3 protein-coding genes are annotated in these 26,969 nt (G+C 40.1%); all 3 read left to right on the forward strand.

All coding sequences use genetic code 11. The features are described 5' to 3' along the window. The first annotated feature begins 660 nt into the window (after positions 1-660). The 3 genes from FNLLGLLA_RS00205 (at position 661) to FNLLGLLA_RS00215 (ending at position 26,880) form a co-directional block, all read left to right on the forward strand. Positions 661-6,876, forward strand: a complete 6,216-nt coding sequence (locus FNLLGLLA_RS00205) for an ESPR-type extended signal peptide-containing protein (protein WP_156697414.1) — start codon at positions 661-663, stop codon at positions 6,874-6,876. A 479-nt stretch (positions 6,877-7,355) separates the two neighbouring features. Beyond that, entirely contained in the window at positions 7,356-16,781 is a 9,426-nt protein-coding gene (locus FNLLGLLA_RS00210; protein WP_174892118.1) for an ESPR-type extended signal peptide-containing protein, read from the forward strand. 520 nt (positions 16,782-17,301) lie between these two features. Then, positions 17,302-26,880 carry an ESPR-type extended signal peptide-containing protein gene (locus tag FNLLGLLA_RS00215; RefSeq protein WP_156697416.1) on the forward strand — a complete coding sequence of 3,193 codons (9,579 nt, stop codon included), beginning with the start codon at positions 17,302-17,304 and terminating at the stop codon, positions 26,878-26,880. The last annotated feature ends 89 nt before the right edge of the window (positions 26,881-26,969 follow it).

A 26,969-nucleotide genomic window follows, 5' to 3' on the forward strand; every position in this document is an offset into this window, starting at 1 on the left:
TTAAAAAACACATGGAGTAATCGTATAAATTGTTTTTATACACATATGCTCTATTTCTATAAAGCCTATAAAGCCCGCCGATACGCCTTTAGAGGGACTTGGAATAAAAAAAGGAATGAAGGCGATTTGAATTTCACCTGTCATTCCTTTTACTATATAATAAAATGCTACCTTTATTGATTGTGCAATAGTTAATTGGCTTAAGTAGGTATGTAGTAATTGTGTACGTACATTGAGTCAAAATGGCAGAAACACTGTACGATATCCGTTTATGAAAAGATATCATTTTATTATATAGTCTATCATAAATCAGAATGATGAAGAGAAAATAAATTGGTTACATATGGTGCGATATTGGGACATAATTATGGAGAGTTTAGTATTGTTTATGAAAGTAGGTGAATAATAGTTAAAAAAATACAGTGTTTATACAGAATATTCAGTATATTTAATTTTATCGAAATTATTAATAACTTAAACACAAAAGTTTTGTGAAAATAAAATGAAAAAAAGTTTACTTTTCCTGTAATATGTGGTATTTTAGATATACACATTCAAGAATGTCGATGAATTCTCAATACATCATCGATCCATCATTGTTATTTCATTAAATATATAGGATAGTTAGTAAGTTTTATAAGTTTTATAGGAGAAAGATTAATGAATCGAGTATTTAAAGTGATTTGGAATCGCACAAAGGGCTGCTATGTTGTTGTAGCAGAAACTGCAAAGAACATGACGAAACGTTCCTCTTTGTCGGTTGTATTTTCTAAAATGGTAGGTGTTACAGCGGTTGCCGTTATGTTGACAGGTGTTATGATGCCGACTGATGTCTTGGGGGCACCGATTAAAAATGGTATCGGCGCACAAGCTGAAAATGACGGTGGTATCGCAATTGGTGATAGCACAAATGCTCGGGGTGATTATAGTGTGGCTATGGGAACAGGCGCTACCGTCGGTAAAGCTGATCCGTCCGAATCTGAAAGCCAGAACGGTATCGCTATCGGTCATGGTGCGACAGTAAGTGTTAACCCTGCAACGGCGACGCCGGGTATTACGGATAAAAGCGGTGGTATCGCTATCGGTCATGATGCGACAACAAAGGATATCAATACAATTGCTATCGGTACGAGCACTATCGGTCAAGGTGCACAGGCGGTGGCTATCGGCCGTAATGCGCGTACAATCGCTAACAACGGTGTGGCTATCGGTAACGAAGCACGCGTGCAGTCGACGAATGGTTTTGCCTTAGGGAATAATGCCCGTGCCGGTTTTGATGAAAATAATCAATTGATAGGTCTTGATAATGACCAGGCTTTCGGTTCCAATGCTCGTGCTTATGGCGGTTCCTCCATGGCCTTCGGTAATAATGCGAAGGCGTCCAAAGGCGGTGCTATCGCCATGGGTAACGGTTCTCAATCTCGAGGCGACTGGGGCGTAGCCATCGGTAACGGTGCAAAAGCATTGGCAGCGGGTGCTCGCGCAATCGGTGCGAACTCTAAAGCTGAAGCTACTAATGCTGCTGCTATGGGTTGGGATAGTGTAGCTAGTGGTGCTTCTTCCATCGCTATTGGTGAGACTTCAAAAGCAACTGCAGATCATTCTATTGCTATGAGTACTAGTGCAAATGTAGCGGCTGAGGATGCTATCGCTATTGGTCATAATGCACAAGTTGATGCTAATCAACAAAGATCTATTGCATTAGGTGCTAACTCCAAGACTGCTAATGTAGTAAGCACACCAAATCAATTGGTAAATGGTTTATGGTATAAAAACTATGCCGGTGGCAGTGCTGATTCCACACTTAGTGTGGGTAGTGATACGGTAAAACGTACTATCACAAATGTGGCTGCAGGTCGTGTGAATGCACAATCTACAGATGCAATCAACGGTAGCCAATTATATGGTGTTGCTAATACTTTAGGTAATTTAGCAAGCACTACAAAAGGCCTTTTAGGTGGCAATGCAGCGCTTGACCCTGATACGGGTAACTTGTCGATGAGTAATATCGGTAACACAGGTAAAGGCACGATTCATGATGCCATTAAATTCAATAAAGACACTATTGATAAAGGTCTTAACTTTGATGCTAATACAGGTGGTGCTAAAAATAATCTATTAGGTTCTAAAGTTACTATCAAAGGTGATGGCAGCAATATCAATGCTGCAATTACACAAGCTAATGGTGATACAACTATTAATATGACATTAGGTAATACCATTAAAGTAGGCACAGCAAACCCTGTAACTATTGATGGTACTACTGGTCATGTAACCGGCCTTCAAAATAAAGACTGGAATGTAGATAATCCTGTGGCTGTATCTGGCCGAGCGGCTACTGAAGATCAGTTGAAAAAGGTAAATGATAAAGTTAATACCAATAAAGCTGCAATCGATAAAAATGCTGGTGATATCAATACTAACAAGCAAAATATCACTAAAAATGCTGGCGACATTGCAAATAACAAAACTGATATCGCTAAAAATAAGCAAGACATCTCTACTATTAATACAAAAATTAATAAAGGTTTGAATTTTGCTGGCGATACAGGCACTGTAAGTAATCGACAATTAGGTGATACAGTTATTGTTAAAGGCGGTGCTACTGGTGCATTGTCCGATGGCAATATCGGTGTTGCATCCGACGGCAATGGCACATTGAATGTGAAATTAGCTAAAACATTGACTGGCTTGGACAGCGTTACAGCTGGTGGCACTACTATCAATAACGGTGGTTTGACTGTAGGCGGTAAAACGTATGTGTCTCCATCAGGTCTCAATGCGAATAATCAAAAGATCACTAATGTTGCTAATGGTAGCGACCCTAATGATGCAGTTAACTATAGCCAATTACAAGCTGCTATCGGTGGTACAGCTAAAGCATCCACTGTAAAACCAAAAGATGCAAATATAACTGTAACAGAAGCTACAAATGCTAATGGGGGCAAAGAATTTACTGTTGGTTTAGGCAATAAAATTACCGTAGGTACTGCAAACCCTGTAACTGTAGACGGTGATGCTGGTCATGTAACAGGCCTTACAAATACAGATTGGGATGTAGACAATCCTGTAGCTGTACATGGTCGCGGTGCTACAGAAGATCAGTTGAAAAAGGTTAACGATAAAGTTAACACTAATAAAACCGCTATCGATAAAAATGCTGGAGATATTACTACTAATAAGCAAAATATCACAAAAAATGCTGGCGACATTGCAAATAACAAAAATGATATCGCTAAAAACAAGCAAGATATCTCCACTATTAATACAACCATTAGTAAAGGCTTGAATTTTGCTGGCGATACTGGTGCTGTAAGTAATCGACAATTAGGTGATACAGTTACTGTTAAAGGCGGTGCTACAGGCACATTGTCCGACGGTAATATCGGTGTTGAATCCGACGGCAATGGCACATTGAATGTGAAATTAGCTAAAACATTGACTGGCTTGGACAGTGTTACAGCAGGTGGTACTACTATTAACAACGGTGGCTTGACTGTGGGTGGTAAGAATTATGTATCTCCAACAGGTATCAATGCGAACGATCAAAAAATTACCAATGTTGCTGATGGTACTGTAGGTGCAGGTAGCAAAGACGCTGTAAACGGCGGTCAATTACACGAGGCTAAAAACGAATTAAATACTAATATCAGTAATGCCAAAACTGAACTAATCAATAAAGGTCTTCGTTTCAACGCTGATAATAACGATGAAAAAACGAATAAACTTGGTTCTAAAGTAACAGTAAATGGTGATGGTAATATTACTACTGAAATTACGCAAACTGGCGATGATACTACAATCGGCGTTAAATTGAACAAAAACCTTAATGTTCAAACATTGACAGCTACAGATACTGTGAAAGCCGGCGGTGTAACAATGGGTAAACACGCTGATACTAAGAACTATGTAACTGGTCTTGATAATAAAGATTGGGATGTGAATACATCTAATCCTGTAAGCGGTCGTGCTGCTACAGAAGATCAATTGAAAAAGATTAGTGATGTTGTTAAGAATCAAGGTGCTGCTGCTACAGATTACCGTTTGGTGAAAAATACAGCTGCTGCAGATGAGGCTTATACTGTTGATTCTAATGGCGATGTTGACTTGACTGTAGAGGATAAAAACCATGCAGGTCAAAAAGAAACTGTTAAGATTAAGGATGTTGCATCTAAATCTAGCCTTGATAAATTGACAGATCGTGCTGTTAAGTATGACTTGGATCCTGCTGGCACTGTTGATAAAACTAAAGTAAGTTACGAAGGTCCTGCCTATGCTAACAAAGCGGGTGGCACTCATGTGACAAACTTGGCATATGCTACAGGCAACGATGGTAGCGAAGCGGTTAATGTGGATTACTTGAAAGATAAAATCAAAGATAGTGAAGACGCATTAACTAATAAAGGTTTGAAATTCGATGCTAACAGTGGCGGTGTAAAAACTAATAAACTTGGCTCTACGGTTACTGTTAAGGGCGAAGGTAATGATATTGATGCTAACTACAGCGGTGAAAACATTAAAACTTTCATCACACAAGATCAAGCTGGCAACACAACTATCGATGTGAAGATGAACAAAAACCTCAAAGCTAATAGTGTGGCTATTGCTGGTAAAAACGGTCAAGACGGCGTTACACTTAAAGGTGGCGACGCTAAAAACGGTGTAGATGGTACAAGCATTAATCGTTTAGTGACCGAAGATAAAGACGGTAATACACATACACTTGCAACTCTTGACGATGGTATGATGTACGGCGGCGATACAGGAAATGTGATTAAAAAGAAACTTAACAACCAAGTGAATGTTAAGGGCGGTATCTCCGATGAAAGCAAATTAGCGACTGAAGACAACATCGGTGTTGTTTCCGACGGTTCCGATACATTGAAATTGCGCTTAGCGAAAGAATTGAAAGGCTTGACGTCTGCTACTTTCACAAACGGCGGCAATAATACTGTTATCAATGGTGATGGCATGACCATCAATCGTGCTGGTGGCGATGCAGTAAGTCTTACAAAAGACGGCTTAAATAACGGCGGTAACAAGATTACGAATGTTGCTGATGGCACGGACCCTAACGATGCAGTTAATAAATCTCAATTGGATAAAGCTACAGCAGCTGCATCCACAACGGTATCTGCAGGTAATAATATTACTGTGACACCTAGCACCAATGCGAATGGTTCCAAGAATTATGAAGTAAGTCTTAAAGATCAAGTGACATTGGGCTCTGATGCTACGAAACAAATCGCAATGGATGGTACTACAGGTACTATCAAGGCTGGTGATAAAGTTACAATCGACGGCAACAAAGGTACTATTAAAGCGGGTAATGTAACGATTGACGGTGAAAACGGTACAATTAAAGCGGGCGACAAGGTAACTATTGACGGTAAAGATGGTAAGATTGCAGCAGGCAAGGTATCTGTTGATGGTAAAGACGGTTATGTGACAGGCCTAGAAAACAAAGATTGGGATCCTGACAACATCACAAGCGGTCGCGCTGCTACAGAAGATCAATTGCAAAAATCTCACAAATCCTTGGATAATAAGATTAATAACTTAGGTGATGAAATCACGAAAAAAGGTATGAATTTTGCTGGTAATACAGGTGAATTCCACCGTAATCTAGGCCAAAAGGTTACCATCAAAGGTGAGGGTACAGAAGCGAATGACAAATATTCCGGTGAAAATATTAAAACAGTAGCCGACCAAGATGGTAATATTAATATCAAGATGGCGAAAGACCTTAAAACTGACAGCTTAACTACTGATAAGGTAAAAGTTGGCAAAAACGGTAAGGACGGCGTATCCATTACTGGTCCTAACGGTGCTGACGGTACAGACGGTAAAGTAGGTATCACAGGCAAAGACGGTAAAGATGCTGTATCCATGTCCGGCAAAGACGGTGTTGGTCATATCGGTTTAACTGGTAAAGACGGCCGTAATGCGGATATTACCGTTGATAAAGGTGATCCAGACTTAGATGGTAACGCAATCACACGTATTAAGTACCAAGACGAAAATGGTAAGACACATCAAGTGGCAACTAAAGACGATGGTATGAAATACGGTGGCGATAGCGGTTCCGTAATTAAGAAAAAGCTTAACGAACAAGTTAATGTAGTGGGTGGCATTACTGATGCTAGCAAGTTAACTACAGAAGACAATTTAGGTGTCGTATCTGATGGTACTGGCAATCTCAAGGTTCGTATGGCGAAAGACTTGAAAGGTCTTGAAACAGTAACCACTAAGGATGCTGCAGGTAATACGACAGTTATGAACGGTGGCGGTGTAACAATTACACCTGCTAGCGGTAACGCAGTAAGCCTTACTAAAGATGGCCTCAACAATGGCGGTAATACAATTACCAATGTAGGCCCTGGTGTAAACGGCACTGATGCAGTTAACGTAAATCAATTGAAAGGTGCTACAGATGGGTTAGCTAATGCTATTAACTCCGTAGCGGGCGAAACACAACGTGTGGGCGCTCATGCGGCGGCACTTTCAGCGTTGAAACCGATTCAATACGATCCATTGGAACCAACTCAAGTAATGGCCGGTATCGGTAATTACAGAGGTGAAACTGCGGCAGCTCTAGGCGTTGCACATTACACAGCAGAAGATACAATGTTCCATGTAGGCGTATCTGTTGGTAGCCACCATAACATGGTGAATGCTGGTGTAACTCGTAAATTCGGTACTTCTGATGCTAAGAAAGCAGTTCCTGAACGTTACAAAGGTGGCCCTATTAGCTCCATGTACGTAATGCAGGATGAAATGACTGCTTTGAAAGCTAAGTACGAAAAAGTACAACGCGACAACGAAGAAATGAGAGCGCAAATTGCATTATTGATGCAACAAGCGGGCTTGAAATAATATGAAATAACATATTGATACGGCAGTGCTTATAAAAGGCGCCAAAAGCGAAATGCTTTTGGCGCCTTTTTGCATGCAAAAAATAGATGAAATGGTTGTTATGAGCATATATATGTCATGGTTAACTTGTAATGTAATTAAAATAGGTGAGTGATATAGGTGAATAATAATTGGATCATAATAGTTTACTAAGGTGAAATACATTTTTTTCATGAAGTTAATTTTATGCGAAAAAATTAGTACATTTAGCATATTCATAAGGTATATGACGGCCTTTTTGTATATTCATAAATATTTATGATTTAGAAGTGAGTGTAGAGTGAAAAATTTTTTACTTTTAGTATAGAATATGATATGTTTAATATGATATGCATCGATAAATAGCCATATATTAACTGTATTTTTACTTTTTAAAATAGTTATAAAATATTTTATTATATTCGTATAATTTGATAGTTTTATGCAAGGAGTAAGATGAGATGAACCGAATTTTTAAAGTAATCTGGAGTCGTACAAAAGGATGTTATGTCGTTGTGGCTGAAACAGCGAAGAATATGTCGAAACGCTCGACAATGACATCTGTGTTTGCCAAGATGCTCGGAATTTCTATCTGTACTGTTATGTTAGCAGGAGGGATTATACCAACTGAAGCGCAGGCATCTACATTAAAATGGGGTGATAATGCTCAGGCTAAAAATGGTACTGTAGCGATAGGTGACAATAGTACAGCAATGGCAGATAATAGTGTGGCCTTGGGTACAGGTGCTACTGTTACAAAAACTAATAGGGCTAATGTTGGTAATGTGCAAGGTGTTGCAATCGGAAGAAATGCAACGGTTGAAGTAAATAATGGTGTTGCTATCGGTAATTTGACAAAAGTAGCTTCTTTAAATGGCTTTGCCCTTGGTAATACATCCTGGGCTGGATATGATGAGGCCGGTAACTATGTGGGTGCCGATAATGATCAGGCATTTGGTACCAATGCCAGAGCTTGGGGTGGATCATCCATGGCATTTGGTAATAATGCGAAGGCATCTAAAGGCGGTGCCGTTGCTATGGGTAACGGCTCTCAATCCAGAGGCGAGTGGGGCGTAGCCATCGGTAACGGTGCAAGAGCATTGGCAGCGGGTGCTCGCGCAATCGGTGCGAACTCTACAGCTGACGCTACTAATGCTGCTGCTATGGGTTGGGATAGCGTGGCTAGCGGTGAGGCTTCTATTGCTATCGGTGAGACGGCAAAAGCGACGAAAAATAATTCTATTGCTATGAGTAAAGCTGCAATCGCAGCTTCAGATGATTCCATTGCCATCGGTAAAAATGCATTAGTTGATGTGAATCAACAACGATCAATTGCATTAGGTGCCAACTCCAAGACGGCTAATGTGGTAAGTACGCCAAATCAGCATGTAAATGGTTTATGGTATAAGAATTTAGCTGGCGGCAGTGCTGACTCCACGCTTAGTGTGGGTAGTGATACGGTAAAACGTACGATTACCAATGTGGCGGCGGGACGCATGAATGCTTCGTCTACAGATGCTATTAATGGTAGTCAGTTATATGCCGTAGCAAATAGCCTGGGCAATTTAGCCACTACTACTAAAAATATCCTTGGCGGTAATGCGGCGCTCGATCCTGATACCGGTAAATTAACGATGAGCGATATCGGTTTTACAGGTAAAAGCACGATCCACGATGCTATTAGATATAATAAAGACAATATTGATAAGGGATTGTTCTTTTATGGTGATAACTTTGTTCAGAACCAAGTAAAATTAGGTGACACAGTAAGAATAAAAGGTGGCGCTAGCGGTGCTCTGGCTGACAACAATATTGGGGTTCAAGCAGACGGAAATGGCACACTAAATGTGAAATTGGCTAAAAAATTAACTGGTTTGGATAGCGTAACAGCAGGAACTGCTACGATTGATAATAAAGGGGTGTCTGTAGGCGGTAAACTCTATGTGTCAACCGGTGGTCTTAATGCCAATAATCAACAAATTAGAGGTGTTGCAGACGGTACAGGTAGTCAGGACGCAGTTAACTACGGTCAGTTGCAACGCGCAATTAACGGTACGGCTAAAGAAGCCATAGTAAAAGCAAATGATGATGGTAATATTACGGTAAGGGAAAACTCAACGGCGAAAGGTGGTAAGGAGTATACTGTTGGCTTAAACTATAAGATTACTGTAGGGAAAGGGGCGGCCTCGCATCCTGTAACCATAGATAGTGGTACAGGAACGGTCACAGGTCTTACCAATACATCATGGGATGTAAATAATCCAGCACCCGTTACAGGGCGTGCTGCTACGGAAAATCAGTTAAAGCGGGTTAATGAGAAAGTTAATTCCAATCAGTATTTTATTAATCGAAATACGCAGAGTATCTCAGATAACTCAAGCCGTATTGGTAACAATGCACGAAATATCACAAAAATACAAGATGATATTACTACTAATAAGAATGATATTAACACTATCAATAATACTCTTGAAAAAGGGCTCTATTTTAGCAGCGATACAGGTGCTCCGATTAAGAGAAAATTAGGTGATACTCTAGTCATTAAAGGCGGTGCTACAGGGGCATTATCCGATAATAATATTGGTGTTGTATCCGATGGTACCGGTAGATTGACTGTAAAGTTGGCAAAATATTTAACAGGATTAGAGAGCGTTAATGCAGGAAACACCACTATTAGTAAAAATGGTTTGAGTGTAGGTGCTAGAACCTATGTAACACCTGATGGCATCAATGCTAATAATCAAAAGATTACTGGTGTTGCTAATGGTACAGCACCTAACGATGCGGTTAATTTCAGTCAATTACAAAGTGCTATCGGTGGTACTGCTAAGGCCACTACGGTAAAAGGGAAAGACGCGAATATAACCGTAACAGAAGGTGCCAATGCAAATGGTGGTAAGGAATACACTGTTGGATTGGGCAATAAACTTGCTGTAGGTACGGCACATCCTGTGACCGTGGATGGAACCACAGGAACTATAACAGGTCTTACTAATACAACTTGGAATGTAAATAATCCACAAGCCGTAACTGGTCGTGCCGCAACGGAAGATCAGTTAAAAGCTGTTAATACGCAAGTTAACACAAATAAGGATAAAATAGCTCAAAATACAACTGACATTGCTCAGAATACGACTGATATCGGTAAGAATAAACAAGATATAGCTAAGAACAAGACTGATATAGCTCAAAATACGACTGACATCGGTAAGAATAAGCAAGATATAGCTAAAAATACGGCAGATATCACCAAGAACACAACCGATATTGGTAAGAATACGACTGATATTACACAAAATAAACAAAATATCGCACAGAACACACAAGATATTACGACCAATAAAAATTCTATCTCTACCATCAATACGACTATCGCTAAAGGTCTAAATTTTGATGGAGACAGCGGCGCTGTAATTAACAAACAGTTGGGCGATAAGCTTAGCATCAAGGGTGGTGCAGCGGCTGCGAATTTGACGGACAATAATATCGGTGTCGTATCTGATGGCAACACATTAAATGTGAAACTAGCTAAGACATTAACCGGTTTGGATAGCGTAACGGCTGGGGGTACAACTATCAATAGTAGTGGTTTGACCGTAGGCGGTAAGACCTATGTAACTCCGAACGGCATCAATGCAAACGACAAGAAAATAACTAATGTTGCTGATGGTGAAGTGGCGGCTAATTCCAAAGAGGCAGTTAACGGCGGTCAACTTCATGCGGCTAAAACCGAATTAAATAACAATATTAATAATGCTAAAACTGAATTAAACAAAAATATCGGTGATGCCAAAACTGAGCTCAATAAAAATATTAATGACGCTAAAACTGAACTGAACGGCAATATAGATAATGCTAAAACCGAGCTAAACAATAATATATCGACCGCGAAGAATGATGTGATTAATACAGGTCTCAAGTTTGATGCGGATACAGGCGGAACTAAGACCAATAAATTGGGTTCCAAGGTAACGGTAAATGGCGATGATAATATCACGACAGAAATCAGTCAAACTGGTGACGATACTAAGATCGGCCTTAAATTAAAAAAAGATCTCAACGTTACTACTGTTACTGCTGCTGATACTGTGAAAGCTGGCACTGTGACTATGGGCAAACAAGCTGGTGGTGCTGGCGGTGCAAACGGTAACTTTGTGACAGGACTCGATAATAAGTCTTGGAACGCGGATAATCCTCAAGCTGTAAGTGGTCGAGCTGCAACGGAAGATCAGTTGAAATCCGTTAATGATAAGGTCAATACAAATGTAACCAATATCAATAAAGGATTAAACTTTAACGGTGATAGCGGTACTGCGATTAATAAAAAATTGGGCGACACTGTTACCATTAAAGGTGGTGCTACAGCGGATCTTACGGACAATAATATCGGTGTCGTGTCTGATGGCAGCACATTAAATGTGAAACTAGCTAAAACATTAACTGGTTTGGATAGCGTAACAGCTGGTGGCACTATCATCAATAGTGTTGGTTTGACCGTAGGTGGTAAGAATTATGTATCTCCAAATGGTATCAATGCGAACGACCAAAAGATTACCAATGTTGCTAATGGCGATGTGGCGGCTAACTCCAAAGATGCGGTGAACGGCAGTCAATTGCATGACATTAAAACTGAGTTAAATAAAAACATTAGTGATGCTAAGACTGAGTTGAATAAAAATATTGGTGACGCAAAAACTGAACTTACCAACAAAGGCCTTCGTTTTGATGCGGATAATAACGCTGAAAAAACGAATAAACTAGGCTCTAAGGTAACAGTAAATGGCGACGACAATATTACGACGGAAATCAGTCAAACTGGTGACGATACGAAGATTGGTCTTAAATTGAAGAAAGACCTTAATGTTACCACTGTTACTGCTACGGAAACTGTGAAAGCCGGTACTGTAACTATGGGTAAACAATCCGATGGTGCAACTCCTGCTACTATGGGTAACTACGTAACAGGTCTTGATAATAAGACATGGAGCGTAACTAATCCGACTGCTGTCAGCGGACGTGCTGCAACAGAAGATCAATTGAAGACAGTTACTGAAGCCATCACAACTCAAGGCGCTAATGCAACGGACTTTAGTCTCGTTGCAAATCCTGCAGCAGGTTCCAATGGTGACTATACTGTAGATGCCAATGGTGACGTGGCATTGACAGTTCAAGATAAGAACCATCCGGATAAAACAAAAACCGTAACGATTAAAGATGTAGCATCTAAATCCGAATTGGATAAAGGCTTGAACTTTAATGGCGACTCTGGCACGACTATTAATAAGAAATTAGGTGGTACTGTTGCCATTAAAGGCGGAGCTACGGCCGCAGATTTAACGGATAATAATATTGGCGTTGTATCTGACGGTACAGGCACATTGAACGTGAAGTTGGCAAAAACATTAACCGGTTTAGATAGCGTAACAGCTGGCGGTACAACCATCAATAGTGGTGGTTTGACCGTAGGTGGTAAGACCTATGTATCTCCAAATGGCATCAATGCGAACGACCAAAAGATTACCAATGTTGCTGATGGTAATATTGCGGCTAATTCCAAAGACGCGGTTAACGGCGGTCAATTACATGAAGCTAAAACTGAGTTAAACAAGAATATCGCTGATACAAAGACTGAATTAAATAAAAACATTGGTGATACTAAAACCGAATTAAACAAAAATATCGCTGACACTAAAACTGAACTTAACAATAATATTAATGACGCTAAGACTGAACTTACCAACAAAGGCCTTCGTTTTGATGCGGATAATAACGCTGAAAAAACTAATAAACTAGGCTCTAAGGTAACGGTAAACGGCGACGATAACATCACCACAGAAATTACACAAACCGGTGACGATACGAAGATCGGCCTAAAATTGAAGAAAGATCTTAACGTTACCACTGTTACGGCAGCGGAAACTGTGAAAGCTGGTACGGTAACTATGGGTAAACAATCTGATGGTGTAACCCCTGCTAATACGGGTAATTACGTAACAGGTCTTGATAATAAGGCTTGGAGCATTGATAATCCTACGATTGCATCTGGCCGTGCAGCAACGGAAGACCAATTGAAAACGGTTAGTGATGAAGTTAAGAAACAAGGTGCTAGTGCAACAGACTTTAGTCTCGTTGCAAATCCTACGGCGGGATCCAATGGTGACTATACTGTAGATGCCAACGGTGATGTAGCATTGACAGTTCAAGATAAGAATCATCTGGATCAAACAAAAACCGTAACGATTAAAGATGTGGCGTCTAAATCCGAAGTAGATAAAGGCTTGAACTTTGACGGTGACTCTGGTACGACTATCAACAAGAAGCTAGGTGGTACTGTTGCCATTAAAGGTGGAGCTACGGCCGCAGATTTAACAGATAATAATATTGGTGTTGTATCTGATGGCACAGGCACATTAAACGTGAAGTTGGCAAAAACATTAACTGGTTTAGATAGCGTAACAGCTGGCGGTACAACCATCAATAGTGGTGGTTTGACCGTAGGTGGTAAGACTTATGTATCTCCAAACGGCATCAATGCGAATGATCAAAAGATTACCAATGTTGCTAATGGCGATGTGGCGGCTAACTCCAAAGATGCGGTGAACGGCAGTCAATTGCATGACACTAAAACTGAGTTAAATAAAAACATTAGTGATACTAAAACCGAATTAAACAAAAATATCGCTGACACTAAAACTGAACTCAACAATAATATTAATGACGCTAAGACTGAACTTACCAACAAAGGCCTTCGTTTTGATGCGGATAATAACGCTGAAAAAACTAATAAACTAGGCTCTAAGGTAACGGTAAACGGCGACGATAACATCACCACAGAAATTACACAAACCGGTGATGACACTAAGATCGGTCTAAAATTGAAGAAAGATCTTAACGTTACATCTGTTACTGCTACAGAAACTGTGAAAGCCGGCACTGTAACCATGGGCAAACAATCCGATGGTGCAACCCCTGCTAATACAGGTAACTACGTGACAGGGCTTGATAATAAGACTTGGAATGCAGGTAATGTTGTATCCGGTCGTGCTGCAACAGAGGATCAATTGAAACAAGCTTTGGCAGGTCAAACTGATACAGGTCTCAAATTCAATGCTAATGTAGGCGGCGTACAAACTAATAAATTAGGCTCTACTATCACTGTTAAAGGTGAAGGCAAAGCTGCTGATACCGACTATAGTGGTGACAATATTAAGACTTTCATCAAACAAGATGCAGCAACAGGTAACACGACTATCGATGTGAAGATGAACAAAAATCTTAAGGCTGAATCCGTGAAAGTCGGCAAAGACGGTAAGGATGGCGTATCTCTTACCGGTCCAGATACGGTGAATGGCACCGACGGTAAGGTAGCTGTTACAGATAAAAACGGCAAGGATGCAGTGTCCATGTCCGGTAAAGACGGTATAGGTCATATTGGTTTAACTGGTAAAGATGGTCGCAGTGCGGATATTATCGCTGATAAAGGTGCTGCTGATGTTAATGGAAATGAAATCACGCGCATTAAATATCAAGATGAAAATGGCATAACCCATGAAGTAGCAACCAAAGACGATGGTATGAAATACGGTGGTGACTCCGGTACTACCATCAAGAAGAAACTTAATGAACAATTGGACATTAAGGGTGGTGTCACCAATGAATCTGAGTTGACCGAAAATAATATTGGTGTTATTAGTAAAAATAATATCCTTAATGTTCGTTTAGCAAAAAATCTGAAAGGTTTAGATTCCATAACTTTCAACAATGGTACTAATGGTGCAAACGGTAAAACCGTTGTTAATGGTGAAGGTATGACCGTTCAAGATAAGGATGGCAATCCGTTGACTGCTGTTACAAAGAACGGCGTGAAGATTACCAACGGTCCATCCATGACGAAGGACGGTATCGATGCGTCCAACAAGAAGATTACGAATGTAGCTGATGGTACTGATTCTAAGGATGCGGTTAATAAATCCCAATTGGATAAAGCCGCAGCAGCTGCTACTACAACTGTAACGGCAGGTAATAATGTCCAAGTAGATAAGACCACTAATGCGGACGGTTCTACAAACTACAAAGTGGGCCTCAAAGATCAAGTAACAATGGGGACTGATCCTACGAAACAAATTGCAATGGATGGTACAACAGGTACAATCAAAGCAGGGGATAAAGTTACCATCGACGGCAACAAAGGAACCATTAAAGCAGGCGATAAAGTTGAAATCGATGGCGATAAGGGTACAATCAAGGCCGGCAATGTAGCGATTGACGGTACAAACGGTACAATTAAGGCCGGAGATAAGGTAACTATCGACGGTAAAGATGGTAAGATCGCGGCAGGTAAAGTATCTGTTGATGGCAAGGACGGTCATGTGACAGGTTTGGAAAACAAAGATTGGGATCCTAACAATATCACAAGTGGTCGTGCTGCTACAGAAGATCAATTGCAGAAGTCCCATAAAACCTTGGATAATAAGATTAATAACTTAGGTGATGAAATCACAAAGAAAGGTATGGATTTTGCCGGTAATACAGGTGAATTCCACCGTGATTTAGGTCAAAAGGTTACTATCAAAGGTGAAGGTCAAGGGGCTGATAGCGATTATTCCGGCGAAAATATCAAAACTGTAGCCGATCAAGATGGTAATATCAACATCAAGATGGCGAAAGACCTTAAGGCCGATAGCATCACTACCAAGACGATCAATACTGATACGGTCAATGCAGATAAGGTGAAAGTCGGCAAAAATGGTCAGGATGGCGTTTCCATTACAGGTCCAGATGCAGCAAATGGTACAGATGGCAAAGTAGCTGTTACTGGTAAAGACGGTAAAGATGCTGTATCTATGTCCGGCAAAGACGGTATTGGCCACATCGGTTTAACCGGAAAAGATGGGCGCAATGCGGATATTACTGCTGATAAGGGCGATTCCGATCTCGACGGCAATGCAATCACTCGTATTAAGTACCAAGATGAAAACGGTAAGACTCATCAAGTGGCAACCAAAGACGATGGTATGAAATACGGTGGTGATTCCGGAACTCCAATTAACAAAAAACTTAATGAACAAGTGAATGTAGTTGGGGGTATTACGGATGCTGGTAAGTTGACGTCCGAAGATAATTTAGGCGTCGTATCTGATGGAACTAATCTCAAGGTTCGTATGGCAAAAGATTTGAAAGGTCTTGAGTCTGTGACGACTAAGGATGCCAGAGGTAATTCTACGGTTGTGAATGGTAGCGGTGTAACTATTACCCCTGCTAGCGGTAATGCTGTAAGCCTTACTAAAGACGGCTTGAATAATGGCGGTAAAACAATCAGTAATGTAGGCCCTGGCGTAAACGGTACTGATGCGGTTAACTTGAATCAATTGAAGGGTGCTACAGAAGGTATGGCCAATGCCATTAATTCCGTGGCGGGTGAAACGCAACGTGTAGGTGCTCATGCGGCGGCAATGTCTGCGTTGAAACCTATTCAATACGATCCGTTAGAACCAACTCAAGTGATGGCTGGTATCGGCAATTACAGAGGAGAAACAGCAGCGGCTTTAGGTGTTGCACATTACACATCGGAAGACACTATGTTCCATGCAGGCGTATCTGTTGGTAGCCGTCATAATATGGTGAATGCCGGTGTAACTCGTAAATTTGGTACTTCTGATGAGAAGAAGGCTATTCCTGAACGTTACAAGGGTGGTCCTATCAGCTCTATGTACGTAATGCAGGATGAAATGACTGCTTTGAAAGCTGAAAATGCACGCATGAAAGCGCAGGATGAAAAATTAACTGCAGACTATGCGGCATTGAAAGAAGACAACCTTCGTCTACAGAAAGATAACGAAGAAACTAAACGACAATTAGCTCTTATTATGAGTCGTTTAGGCATGTAATTCACATCTGTTTCATCTTATATTCATGTGGTAAAAAGCGAGCTGATGTACCAGAAAATACCCATGAAGATTAGATGATTTTAACTCTATATGGTACATAAAATGAAAGAACGAAAGTCTACTGTGAAAGGACTTTCGTTCTTTTTTTGTATTTGACTTCACAAACTTTTCATAATAGTGTATAATACAGAACATATAATTTTAATCGAAAATTATAAATGTGATTAATTTACTATAAAATCATTAGTTTTAGATTATAAGTGTTGTTTGGCCCATTGTTGTAAGGGTTTTTATGATTGAAAATATATTTAAATGAGTAAGAAAATCAATTTTTAAAAGAAGTTTAAAGTTCTGAAAATAAATGAGCGAAATGTGAAAAAAATATATTTACATTCATAAACTAATCTGATATTTTATATGTATAGTAATTAAATTTTTGATGAAAATTTTATTATTTTTAGTGTTTTAGTGTTGGTTTTAGAATCCCTTATAAAACTGTGTGAAAGGTAGGTACTACTAAATGAATCGTATTTATAGGGTAATTTGGAGTCAGGTACGAGGCGCATATGTCGTTGTATCTGAAATCGCAAAAAGCCATACTCGTGGCTCCAAAAGCTTTGTTAGTAATTCCGCTAAAGCTACGGTAAAAGTTGGCTTGGCGGCTATGGTTTTGACCTGCGGTAGCGGATTAATTTCGGGTGTTGATGCAGCACCTATTAGAGGTCTTTCTTTATCTCCTGGTGAAGGTGAACGTGATGGCGGGTTTACGTATTTATACCCTAGCGAAAAAGCACCTTACATTCAAATGTATGATTACAAAACACCAGGAAATCCAGGACAAGGACACTTATATACTGATAATAAGGTGTTCGGTATTCAAATTGGTAATCGTGCGAATGCACGTTCTAATGATGGCTCCGTATCCGGTATTTCTATCGGTGATTATTCCCAATCTCGTGCGTTGGGTATCGGTTTAGGCCATTATGCTCAATCTGAACAAATCGGTGCTATTGCTGTCGGTTCAGCTGCAAAGGCAAAGGGTTTTAACTCCTTGGCGATGATGCGTCAAGCTTACGCAGGAGAACAATATGCGGCAGCTATCGGTACGGCAGCATCCGCACAAGGGTCTGCTAGCTTGGCCATGGGTCACTCCGCATTGGCAAAAGGTGCTCAATCCATTGCTATCGGTTCTGCAAATCCTGATCCATTGACAGACGCAAAAGGTACACCGTATACAGCATATGACGGAAGTACTAATACCCAAGCTAACGCTGCTCGTGCTATTGCTATCGGTCAAGGTGCTAAATCAAATACTGTAGATAGTGTTGCTATGGGGACAGGTGCTAATGTAGCAGCAGGTACAAATTATAAAGGCGAGAATTTTACTCATGGCATAGCTATCGGTAGTAATGCCCTTTCTCAGGGAATACAAGGCGTAGCTATCGGTAACAGTGCTGCTCATTATCGTGATAATGGGGTTGCTCTTGGTAACAATGCCAAAACTCGTGCAATGGACGGCATAGCTATCGGTAATAATGCTGAATCCGGTATTCAAAATGACCCTCAATATAAAGTAAATAACTCCGTTGCTGTAGGTAACTCTGCGCGTGCTCATGGTGGTTCCGGCGTGGCATTAGGTAATGATACATATGCATTGGGCGGATCTTCTGTAGCAGCAGGTAATGCTGCATGGGCATTAGGTGAACGTTCTACAGCTATCGGTAATAACGCTCATTCCGAAGGTTACGGCTCTATTGCTATGGGTCGTGAAGCTAGTGCTTTGAGCACTCAAGATGGGGACAAGAAAAATGTTGTGGCTATCGGTGATGATGCACAAGCAACTGGTTCTCGGTCCATCGCATTGGGCGTAAGCGCTCAAGCAGGTACATTAGAACGTGTACGTGATCGTAGTGTTTATAAAGATAATCCTGAATTAATCACTAAACTTAAAGCTCAAAAAGAAGTAACTGATGCTGTAGCAATCGGTAGTGAAGCAAGTGTACAAGCAAACGAAGGCTTAGCTCTTGGTAGCAATGCGACAGTAAATAACGTTCGTGGCGTTGCGTTAGGTGCTAAATCTGAAACAGCGGCCCCTGTGAGCACTGCTAGTGAAACTATTAACGGCTTGAAATATAACTATGCCGGTGGCACTGCTGATTCCACAGTTAGCGTTGGTAACAATTCTACAAAACGTACAATCACTAACGTAGCTGCTGGTCGTGTGAATGCACAATCTACAGATGCTATTAATGGCAGCCAATTATATGGCGTTGCTAATGCAGTGGGTAATGTAGCTAACAGCACTAAGAATATCTTAGGCGGTAATGCTCAGGTTGACCAAAACGGTACTATCACCATGACTAACATTGGTGATACAGGTAAAAATACCGTTCATGAAGCTATTAAATCTGCAAACCAAGGTTGGGAACTTCAAGTTGACGGTAGAAAGCTAAAAGATGTAAAAGCGCCTAATCGTACAGTTAACTTTAAAGCTGGTAAAAATATTGCATTAGAAGGCTCCGGAGATAATGTTACGGTTGCAACTGTTGAAGATGCAAGCTTCAACTCCGTTACAACAGGTAATGTATCCATGAGCACAAGAGGTATCAATGCTGGTGGTAATCAAATCACTAATGTAAAATCCGGTGGCGATACATTAACAAATGCGGCTAATATCGGTGATATCTCTCGTATTGCAGCTAAATACGATAAATACTTACAACGTGGTGCTGCTACTTATGAAGCAAACGGTAATGGCAAGATTAACATGACCGGTACAAACGGTTTAACCGCTGAAGTAACAGGTTTGAAAAATACTTATGTTACATCCGGTACAGTATCCAATGACGGTAAGAGATTGACATTGACACGTAATGATAATCAAACATTCGATGTTGATATCTCTAAAATCTCTAATGGTCTTTCCAAAACTGACTACCGCTTGATTGCAAACCCTGCAGCAGGCAGCAACGGTGAATATAAAGTAGCTGCTGACGGTAGCATGACATTGACTGTTGCGGATGCTGATGGTTCCAATCCTAAACAAGTTAAGTTGACGAACCTTGCTTCTAAAGAGCAACAAGATATTAATACTACTAATATCACAAATAACACTAACAAAATCGCTAAAGGCTTAAGCTTCCAAGGCGATAACAATGTTAAAATCAATAAACAACTTGGCGATACTTTAGGTATTACTGGTGGCGCTACAGGTACTTTGTCTGACAATAACATCGGTGTTGTAGCTAAAGACGGCAACCTTAATGTTAAGTTGGCAAAAGACCTAACAGGTTTGAATAGCGTAACTGCTGGTTCTGTTCGTGTAGGTAAACATAGCGACAATAAAAACTATGTAACTGGTTTGGACAACAAAGAATGGAATGTTCAAAACCCTACAATCACATCTGGTCGTGCAGCAACTGAAGATCAGTTGAAAAAAGTGTCTGATGAAATCAAGACTACTAATGCAGCTAAAACAGATTACCGCTTGATCAACAATACAAATTCTGCAGATGGTTCTTACTCTGTAGAAAACAATAAAGTTGATTTAAAAGTTAAAGATGAGGCTCATCCTAATAGTCCTGCTAATACGGTAACAATCAACAATATCGCATCCAAAACTGAATTGGATAAATTGACAGAACGTGCTGTTAAATATGATCTTAACGGTACTACTGTTAATAAAAACAAGGTTACTTTGGAAGGCCAAGGCGGTACAACAATTACTAACTTGAAAGCTGGCGAAGTATCCTCTACTTCTACAGATGCTGTAAATGGTAGCCAATTGCATGATGTAAAAATCGAAGCAGGCAAACATTCAAAAGTAACTGTTTCCGATGATAACCTTAAATTGACAACGACTCCTGCTACAAGCACTGAAGGCGCTAAATATGATCTTCGTTTGAATAACAAAGTGACATTGGGTAGCGGTAACAATCAAGTAGTTCTTGATGGTACAGCAGGTAGAGTAACTGCTAGTGGCGTTGTAATGGGCGCTCAAACTGTTCAAAATACGAAACAAGCGAGCGAAACTGGTAATTATGTAACTAACTTGAGCAATAAGAGCTGGGATTCCACATCTATCGTATCCGGTCGTGCAGCGACTGAAGATCAGTTGAAAAAAGTTAGTGAACAAATTACTCAACAAGGTAGCAGTGCAACTGACTATCGTCTTGTAAGAAACTCCGCTGGTGACGGTTCCTACAAGGTAAACGACAATGGTGAAGTATCCTTGACTGTAGAGGATAAAAACCATGCAGGCGTTAAAGAGCAAGTTACAATCAATAACATTGCATCCAAGACTTCTGTAGATAAATTGACAGATCGTGCTGTTAAATACGACATCAATAACGGTGTTGTTGATAAAACTAAGGTAACATTGGAAGGCGCTAATGGCACTACTATTACAAATGTAAAAGACGGTGCTGTAACAGCTACATCCACAGATGCTATTAACGGTAGCCAATTGTTCAAGACTAAAGAAGAATTGATCAATAAAGGCATGAAATTCGGTGCTGACTCCGGTAATGTAATCAATAAAAAACTTGGCGAACAAGTAAACGTTAAAGGTGGCATCACAGACGCATCCAAATTGACTGCAGAAGACAATATCGGTGTTGTATCCGATGGCTCTAATGACTTGAAAGTTCGTTTGGCAAAAGACCTTAAAGGTTTGAACAGCGTAACTGTAGGTGATACAAAAGTTACTTCCAATGGTGTAACTATCAGCAACGGTGCTACAAACAATGCATCTGTATCCCTTACTAAAACAGGCTTGGATAATGGTGGTAACAAGATTACTAACGTTGCTCGTGGTACAATCGACAGCGATGCAGTAAACTTGGCACAATTAAAAGAAGTATCCAACAGTGCATCTGCAGCAAATACGAAGGTAGCTGAAGGTAAAAACATTAAAGTTGATGAAAGTATCGACAATGTAACTAAAGCTAAAACGTATACTGTAGGCTTGAAAGATGAAGTAACATTAGGTTCTGGTAACACAGCTATCAATATTAACGGTACAACAGGTATCGTAAAAGCTGGCGACGGTGCTAATGCTGTAACTATCAATGGCACAAATGGTACTATCAACTCCGGTAAAGTAACAATCAATGGTACTACAGGTACTGTTAACGAATTGACTAACAGAACTTGGAATCCTAATGCTATTACTAATGGTCAAGCTGCGACAGAAGATCAATTAAAAGTAGTAGACAATAAAATTGATACTACAAAAACTGAAATCGTAGAAAAAGGCTTGAACTTCCAAGGCGATGTAGGTACTGCAATTCATAAAGACCTTGGTCAAACATTGAAAATCTCTGGTGGTCAAGCTGATGCATCTAAACTTTCAGAAAATAACATCGGCGTAGTTAATAACAACGGTGTATTGAATGTTAAACTTGCTAAAGATTTGACAGGCTTGAACAGCGTAACAACTGGTGCTACAACTATTAACAACAATGGTTTGACAATCGGTGGCAACACATTTGTTACAAGTAATGGCTTCAATGCTAACGATACTCAAATCACAAACGTGAAAGCTGGTACAGAGGATAACCATGCAGTTAACCTTAAACAGTTGAAAGAAGTATCTAATAACGCAGCTGCAGCTAAAACTGTTGTAAAAGCAGGTAAAAACATCAATGTAACTGATTCTGAAGATCCACTTACTAAAGCTAAGACTTATACAGTTGGTTTACAAGACACAGTAACATTGGGTTCCGGCAATACTGCTGTTAATATCGACGGCACAAAAGGTATTGTGAAAGCCGGCGAAGGCAACAATGCTGTAACTATCAACGGTACAAACAGCACAATTACTGCTGGTAACGTAGCGATTGACGGTGTAACAGGTAATATCAATTCCGGTAAAGTTCTTGTTAACGGTGCTAAAGGTACTGTAAACAACTTAACAAATATCACTTGGGATGCTGACCATATCACAAGCGGTCAAGCTGCAACAGAAGATCAATTGAAAGTTGTTGATAAGAAAATTACTGACAATGGTAGCAACTTGACTAAGAAGGGCTTGAACTTCAAAGGCGATGACGCTACAAGCATTCATAAAGATCTTGGCGAAACATTAGACGTTGTAGGTGGTACTTCCGATAAAGCTAAATTGTCCGACAATAACATCGGCGTGGTATCTGAAAACGGTAAGTTAAATGTTAAACTTGCTAAAGAGTTGACTGGCTTAACAAGTGTAACAACTGGTGCTACAACAATTAATAACGAAGGTTTAACAATTGGTGGTAATAAATTCGTTACAGCTAACGGTTTTGATGCTAACAACACACAAATCAAAAACGTAAAAGCTGGTACTGATGGTAATGATGCAGTTAACTTGAATCAATTGAATGAAGTTAAAAATGCGTCTAACACTACAGTAGAAGGTAGCGAAAACATCAATGTTGATTCCACAGTAGACCCTAATACACACGCTAAAACTTATAAAGTAGCATTGAAAGACAATGTAACTTTAGGTTCCGGCGATAAAGCAATTAACATCAACGGTACTACAGGTATCGTGAAAGCTGGTGACGGTGCTAATGCTGTGACTATCAATGGTACAAACGGCACTATCAACTCCGGTAAAGTGACTGTCAATGGTACTACAGGTACTGTAAACAACTTGACTAATACAACTTGGGATCCTGCAAATATCACAAGCGGTCAAGCTGCAACAGAAGATCAATTGAAATCTGTTGATAAGAAAATCACTGACAACAGCACTGACTTGACTAAGAAAGGCTTGAACTTCCAAGCTGATTCTGGCGAAGTAATCCATAAAGATCTTGGTCAAACATTGGATGTTGTAGGTGGCATTACTGAAAAATCTAAATTGTCTGACAACAATATCGGTGTGGTATCCGAAAATGGTAAGTTGAATGTTAAACTTGCAAAAGACTTAACAGGCTTGAACAGCGTAACTACTGGCCAAACAACTATCAACAACGATGGTTTGACAATCAACAACAAACAATTCGTTACAGCTAATGGCTTCAATGCTAACAATACACAAATCAAAAACGTAACTGCTGGCGTAGAAGACAACGATGCTGTTAACGTTAAACAATTGAACGATGTGAAAGCTGCATCTAATACAAAAGTAGAAGGTAGCAAAAACATCAATGTTGATGAAACTGTAGATACTGTAACAAAAGCTAAGACTTACACAGTTGCATTGAAAGACACTGTAACATTAGGTTCCGGTAACACAGCTGTTAATATCGATGGTACAAAAGGTATCGTAAAAGCTGGTAACGGTGCGAATGCAGTGACTATCAATGGTGTGAACAGCACAATCAATGCTGGTAAAGTGGCAATCGATGGTGTAACAGGTAACATCAATGCTGGTAAAGTTTTCGTTAACGGTGCAAACGGTACTGTAAACAACTTGACTAACATTACTTGGAACCCTAATAACATCACAAGTGGTCAAGCTGCAACAGAAGATCAATTAAAAGTTGTAGATAATAAAATTGATAAGAACACTGAAAACTTGACTAAGAAAGGCTTGAACTTCCAAGCTGACTCTGGTGAATTAATTCATAAAGACCTTGGTCAAACATTGGATGTTGTAGGTGGCGTTTCTGATAAAGCTAAATTGTCTGACAACAATATCGGTGTTGTATCCGAAAACGGTAAGTTGAATGTTAAACTTGCAAAAGACTTAACAGGCTTGAACAGCGTAACAACTGGTCAAACAACTATCAACAACGATGGTTTGACAATCGGTGGTAAGAAATTCGTTACAGCTAATGGCTTTGACGCTAACGATACTCAAATCAAGAATGTAAAAGCTGGTACTGATGGTACTGATGCAGTTAACTTGAATCAATTGAACGAAGTAAAAGCTGCGTCCGATACTAAGGTAAAAGCTGGTAAAAATATTGATGTTGAGGAAGAAATCAACGCTATTACAAAAGCTAAGACTTTCACTGTAGGCTTGAAAGATACTGTAACATTAGGTTCTGGTAATACAGCAGTTCACATTGATGGTACTAAAGGTATCGTGAAAGCTGGTGAAGGTACTAATGCAGTAACTATCAATGGTACAGAGGGCTCAATCAATGCTGGTAAAGTTTTAGTTAACGGTGCAAACGGTACTGTAAACAACTTGACTAACAGAACTTGGGATCCTAATAACATCACTAACGGTCAAGCTGCAACAGAAGATCAATTAAAAGTTGTAGATAATAAAATTGATAAGAACACTCAAGACTTGACTAAGAAAGGCTTGAACTTCAAAGGCGACTCCGGTGAAGCTATCCATAAAGACCTCGGTCAAACATTGGAACTCAAAGGTGGCGAATCTGATGCTTCTAAACTTTCAAATGGTAACATTGGCGTAGTTAATGAAAACGGCAACTTGAACGTTAAACTCGCTAAGAACCTTAAAGGTCTTGATTCCGTAACTGTTGGTTCCGATCCAAACAAACAAGTTGTTCTTGATGATAAGGGCGTATCTGTAGGCGGTAAAACTTACATTTCTAACGAAGGCTTAAACGCAAATAATCAAAAGATTACTAACGTGGCAGCTGGTGTAAATGATACAGATGCAGTTAACGTTCAACAGTTGAAGAGCAGCATGGCGGCAGCAACTACAACAGTGAAAGCTGGCGATAGCGGCAATACAACTGTAGAAACTACAGTTAATGCAGATAAGTCTAAAACATACACTGTAGATATCAAAAAAGACTTGAACTTACGCAGTGTGATTACCACTACTGACGATAAGAAATTCTCTACTGTAACAAACGGTGTAGGTGTTACAAGCACTGATACATTTGGTAATAAGACTACTCTTACTGCAGATAATGTGAAAGTATCTGATGGTCAAAATAATACAACTCAAACAACAGCTAAAGGTGTACTTGTAGATAATCCAACTAAGTCCACTGAGTTGACTGTTAACGGTGTTGTAACTACTGACAAAAAGACTAAGAGAACAAGCACAACTGCAGATGGTGTGGTTGTTACATCTGGCATGGGTAGTGAAAAAGTAACTACTACTGTTAGCAGCAACGGTGTTGCCATTACTACTCCTCCAGCAGGTCAAGGTTCCCCTAAAGATGGTACTGGTGCAGTAACATTGACTAAGGACGGCTTGAACAATGGCGGTAATAAAGTTGTTAACATGGCAAGTGGTTATGCCGAAGGCGAAGATATTAACAATATCGCTGATAATAGCAGCAGCTTAACAAATGGTGCTAACATTGGCGACTTGAAGAAAGGTATCGACGGCCTTAAGAAAGCTGGTTTAGACTTTGCAGGTGATAAAGGTGAATTCCATCGTGACCTAGGTCAAAAAGTGACTGTTAAAGGTGGCGTTACTGATGAAAGCAAACTTTCCACTGCAAACAATATCGGTGTTATCTCTGACAACAACGGCAGCTTGAATGTTCGTTTGGCAAAAGATATTACTGGTATCAATTCCATTACAACTATGGATAACTCCGGTCATACAACTGTGACAAACGGTAACGGTATCACAATCAAAAATAATGGTGGTGGCAGCGTATCCTTAACAAGCTCTGGTTTAAACAACGGTGGTAATAAGATTACTAACGTAGCACCAGGCGAAATTAGCTCCACTTCTACTGATGCTGTTAATGGTTCCCAACTTAATCGTGTTGCTAACAGCATGAATAATGTTGTAAACGAAGTTCGTCAAGTTGGTGCGATGTCCTCCGCGTTGTCCGCATTGAAACCTATGGCTTATGACCCTTACGAACCTACTCAAATTATGGCAGGTTACGGTAACTACCGTGGCGACTCCGCATTGGCATTAGGTGTGGCTCATTATAAAAATGAATCCATGATGTTACATGCTGGTGTTGCTTGGGCAGGCAGCAATAGCCATATGATGGCAAATGCTGGTGTAACTTGGAAAGTAGGTAACAGAGACGGCGAAGCAGAAACTGCAGATCGTTATCGTAAAGGACCTATCAGTTCTACATATGCAATGCAACGTGAACTTGCTGCAATGAAAGCTGAAAATCAAGGATTAAAAGGTGAAGTAGCTGATTTGAAAGCTGAAAATGAACAAATGAAAGCTAATATTGCTGCAATGATGGCAAGACTAGGTTTATAATACGTTCATACTGAACATTACGGGTTGAGGATTCCCCTTTAGGGAATCCTCCCACCCGATTTAATTCGTTGATAGAAAAGAGGAATATA

The organism is Veillonella parvula, assembly GCF_902810435.1.
Taxonomy (GTDB): domain Bacteria; phylum Bacillota; class Negativicutes; order Veillonellales; family Veillonellaceae; genus Veillonella.

Excerpts from the sequence above, each read along its gene's own strand:
- FNLLGLLA_RS00205 (WP_156697414.1), top strand. The coding sequence starts at position 661 with ATGAATCGAGTATTTAAAGTGATTTGGAATCGCACAAAGGGCTGCTAT.
- FNLLGLLA_RS00210 (WP_174892118.1), top strand. The coding sequence starts at position 7,356 with ATGAACCGAATTTTTAAAGTAATCTGGAGTCGTACAAAAGGATGTTAT.
- FNLLGLLA_RS00215 (WP_156697416.1), top strand. The coding sequence starts at position 17,302 with ATGAATCGTATTTATAGGGTAATTTGGAGTCAGGTACGAGGCGCATAT.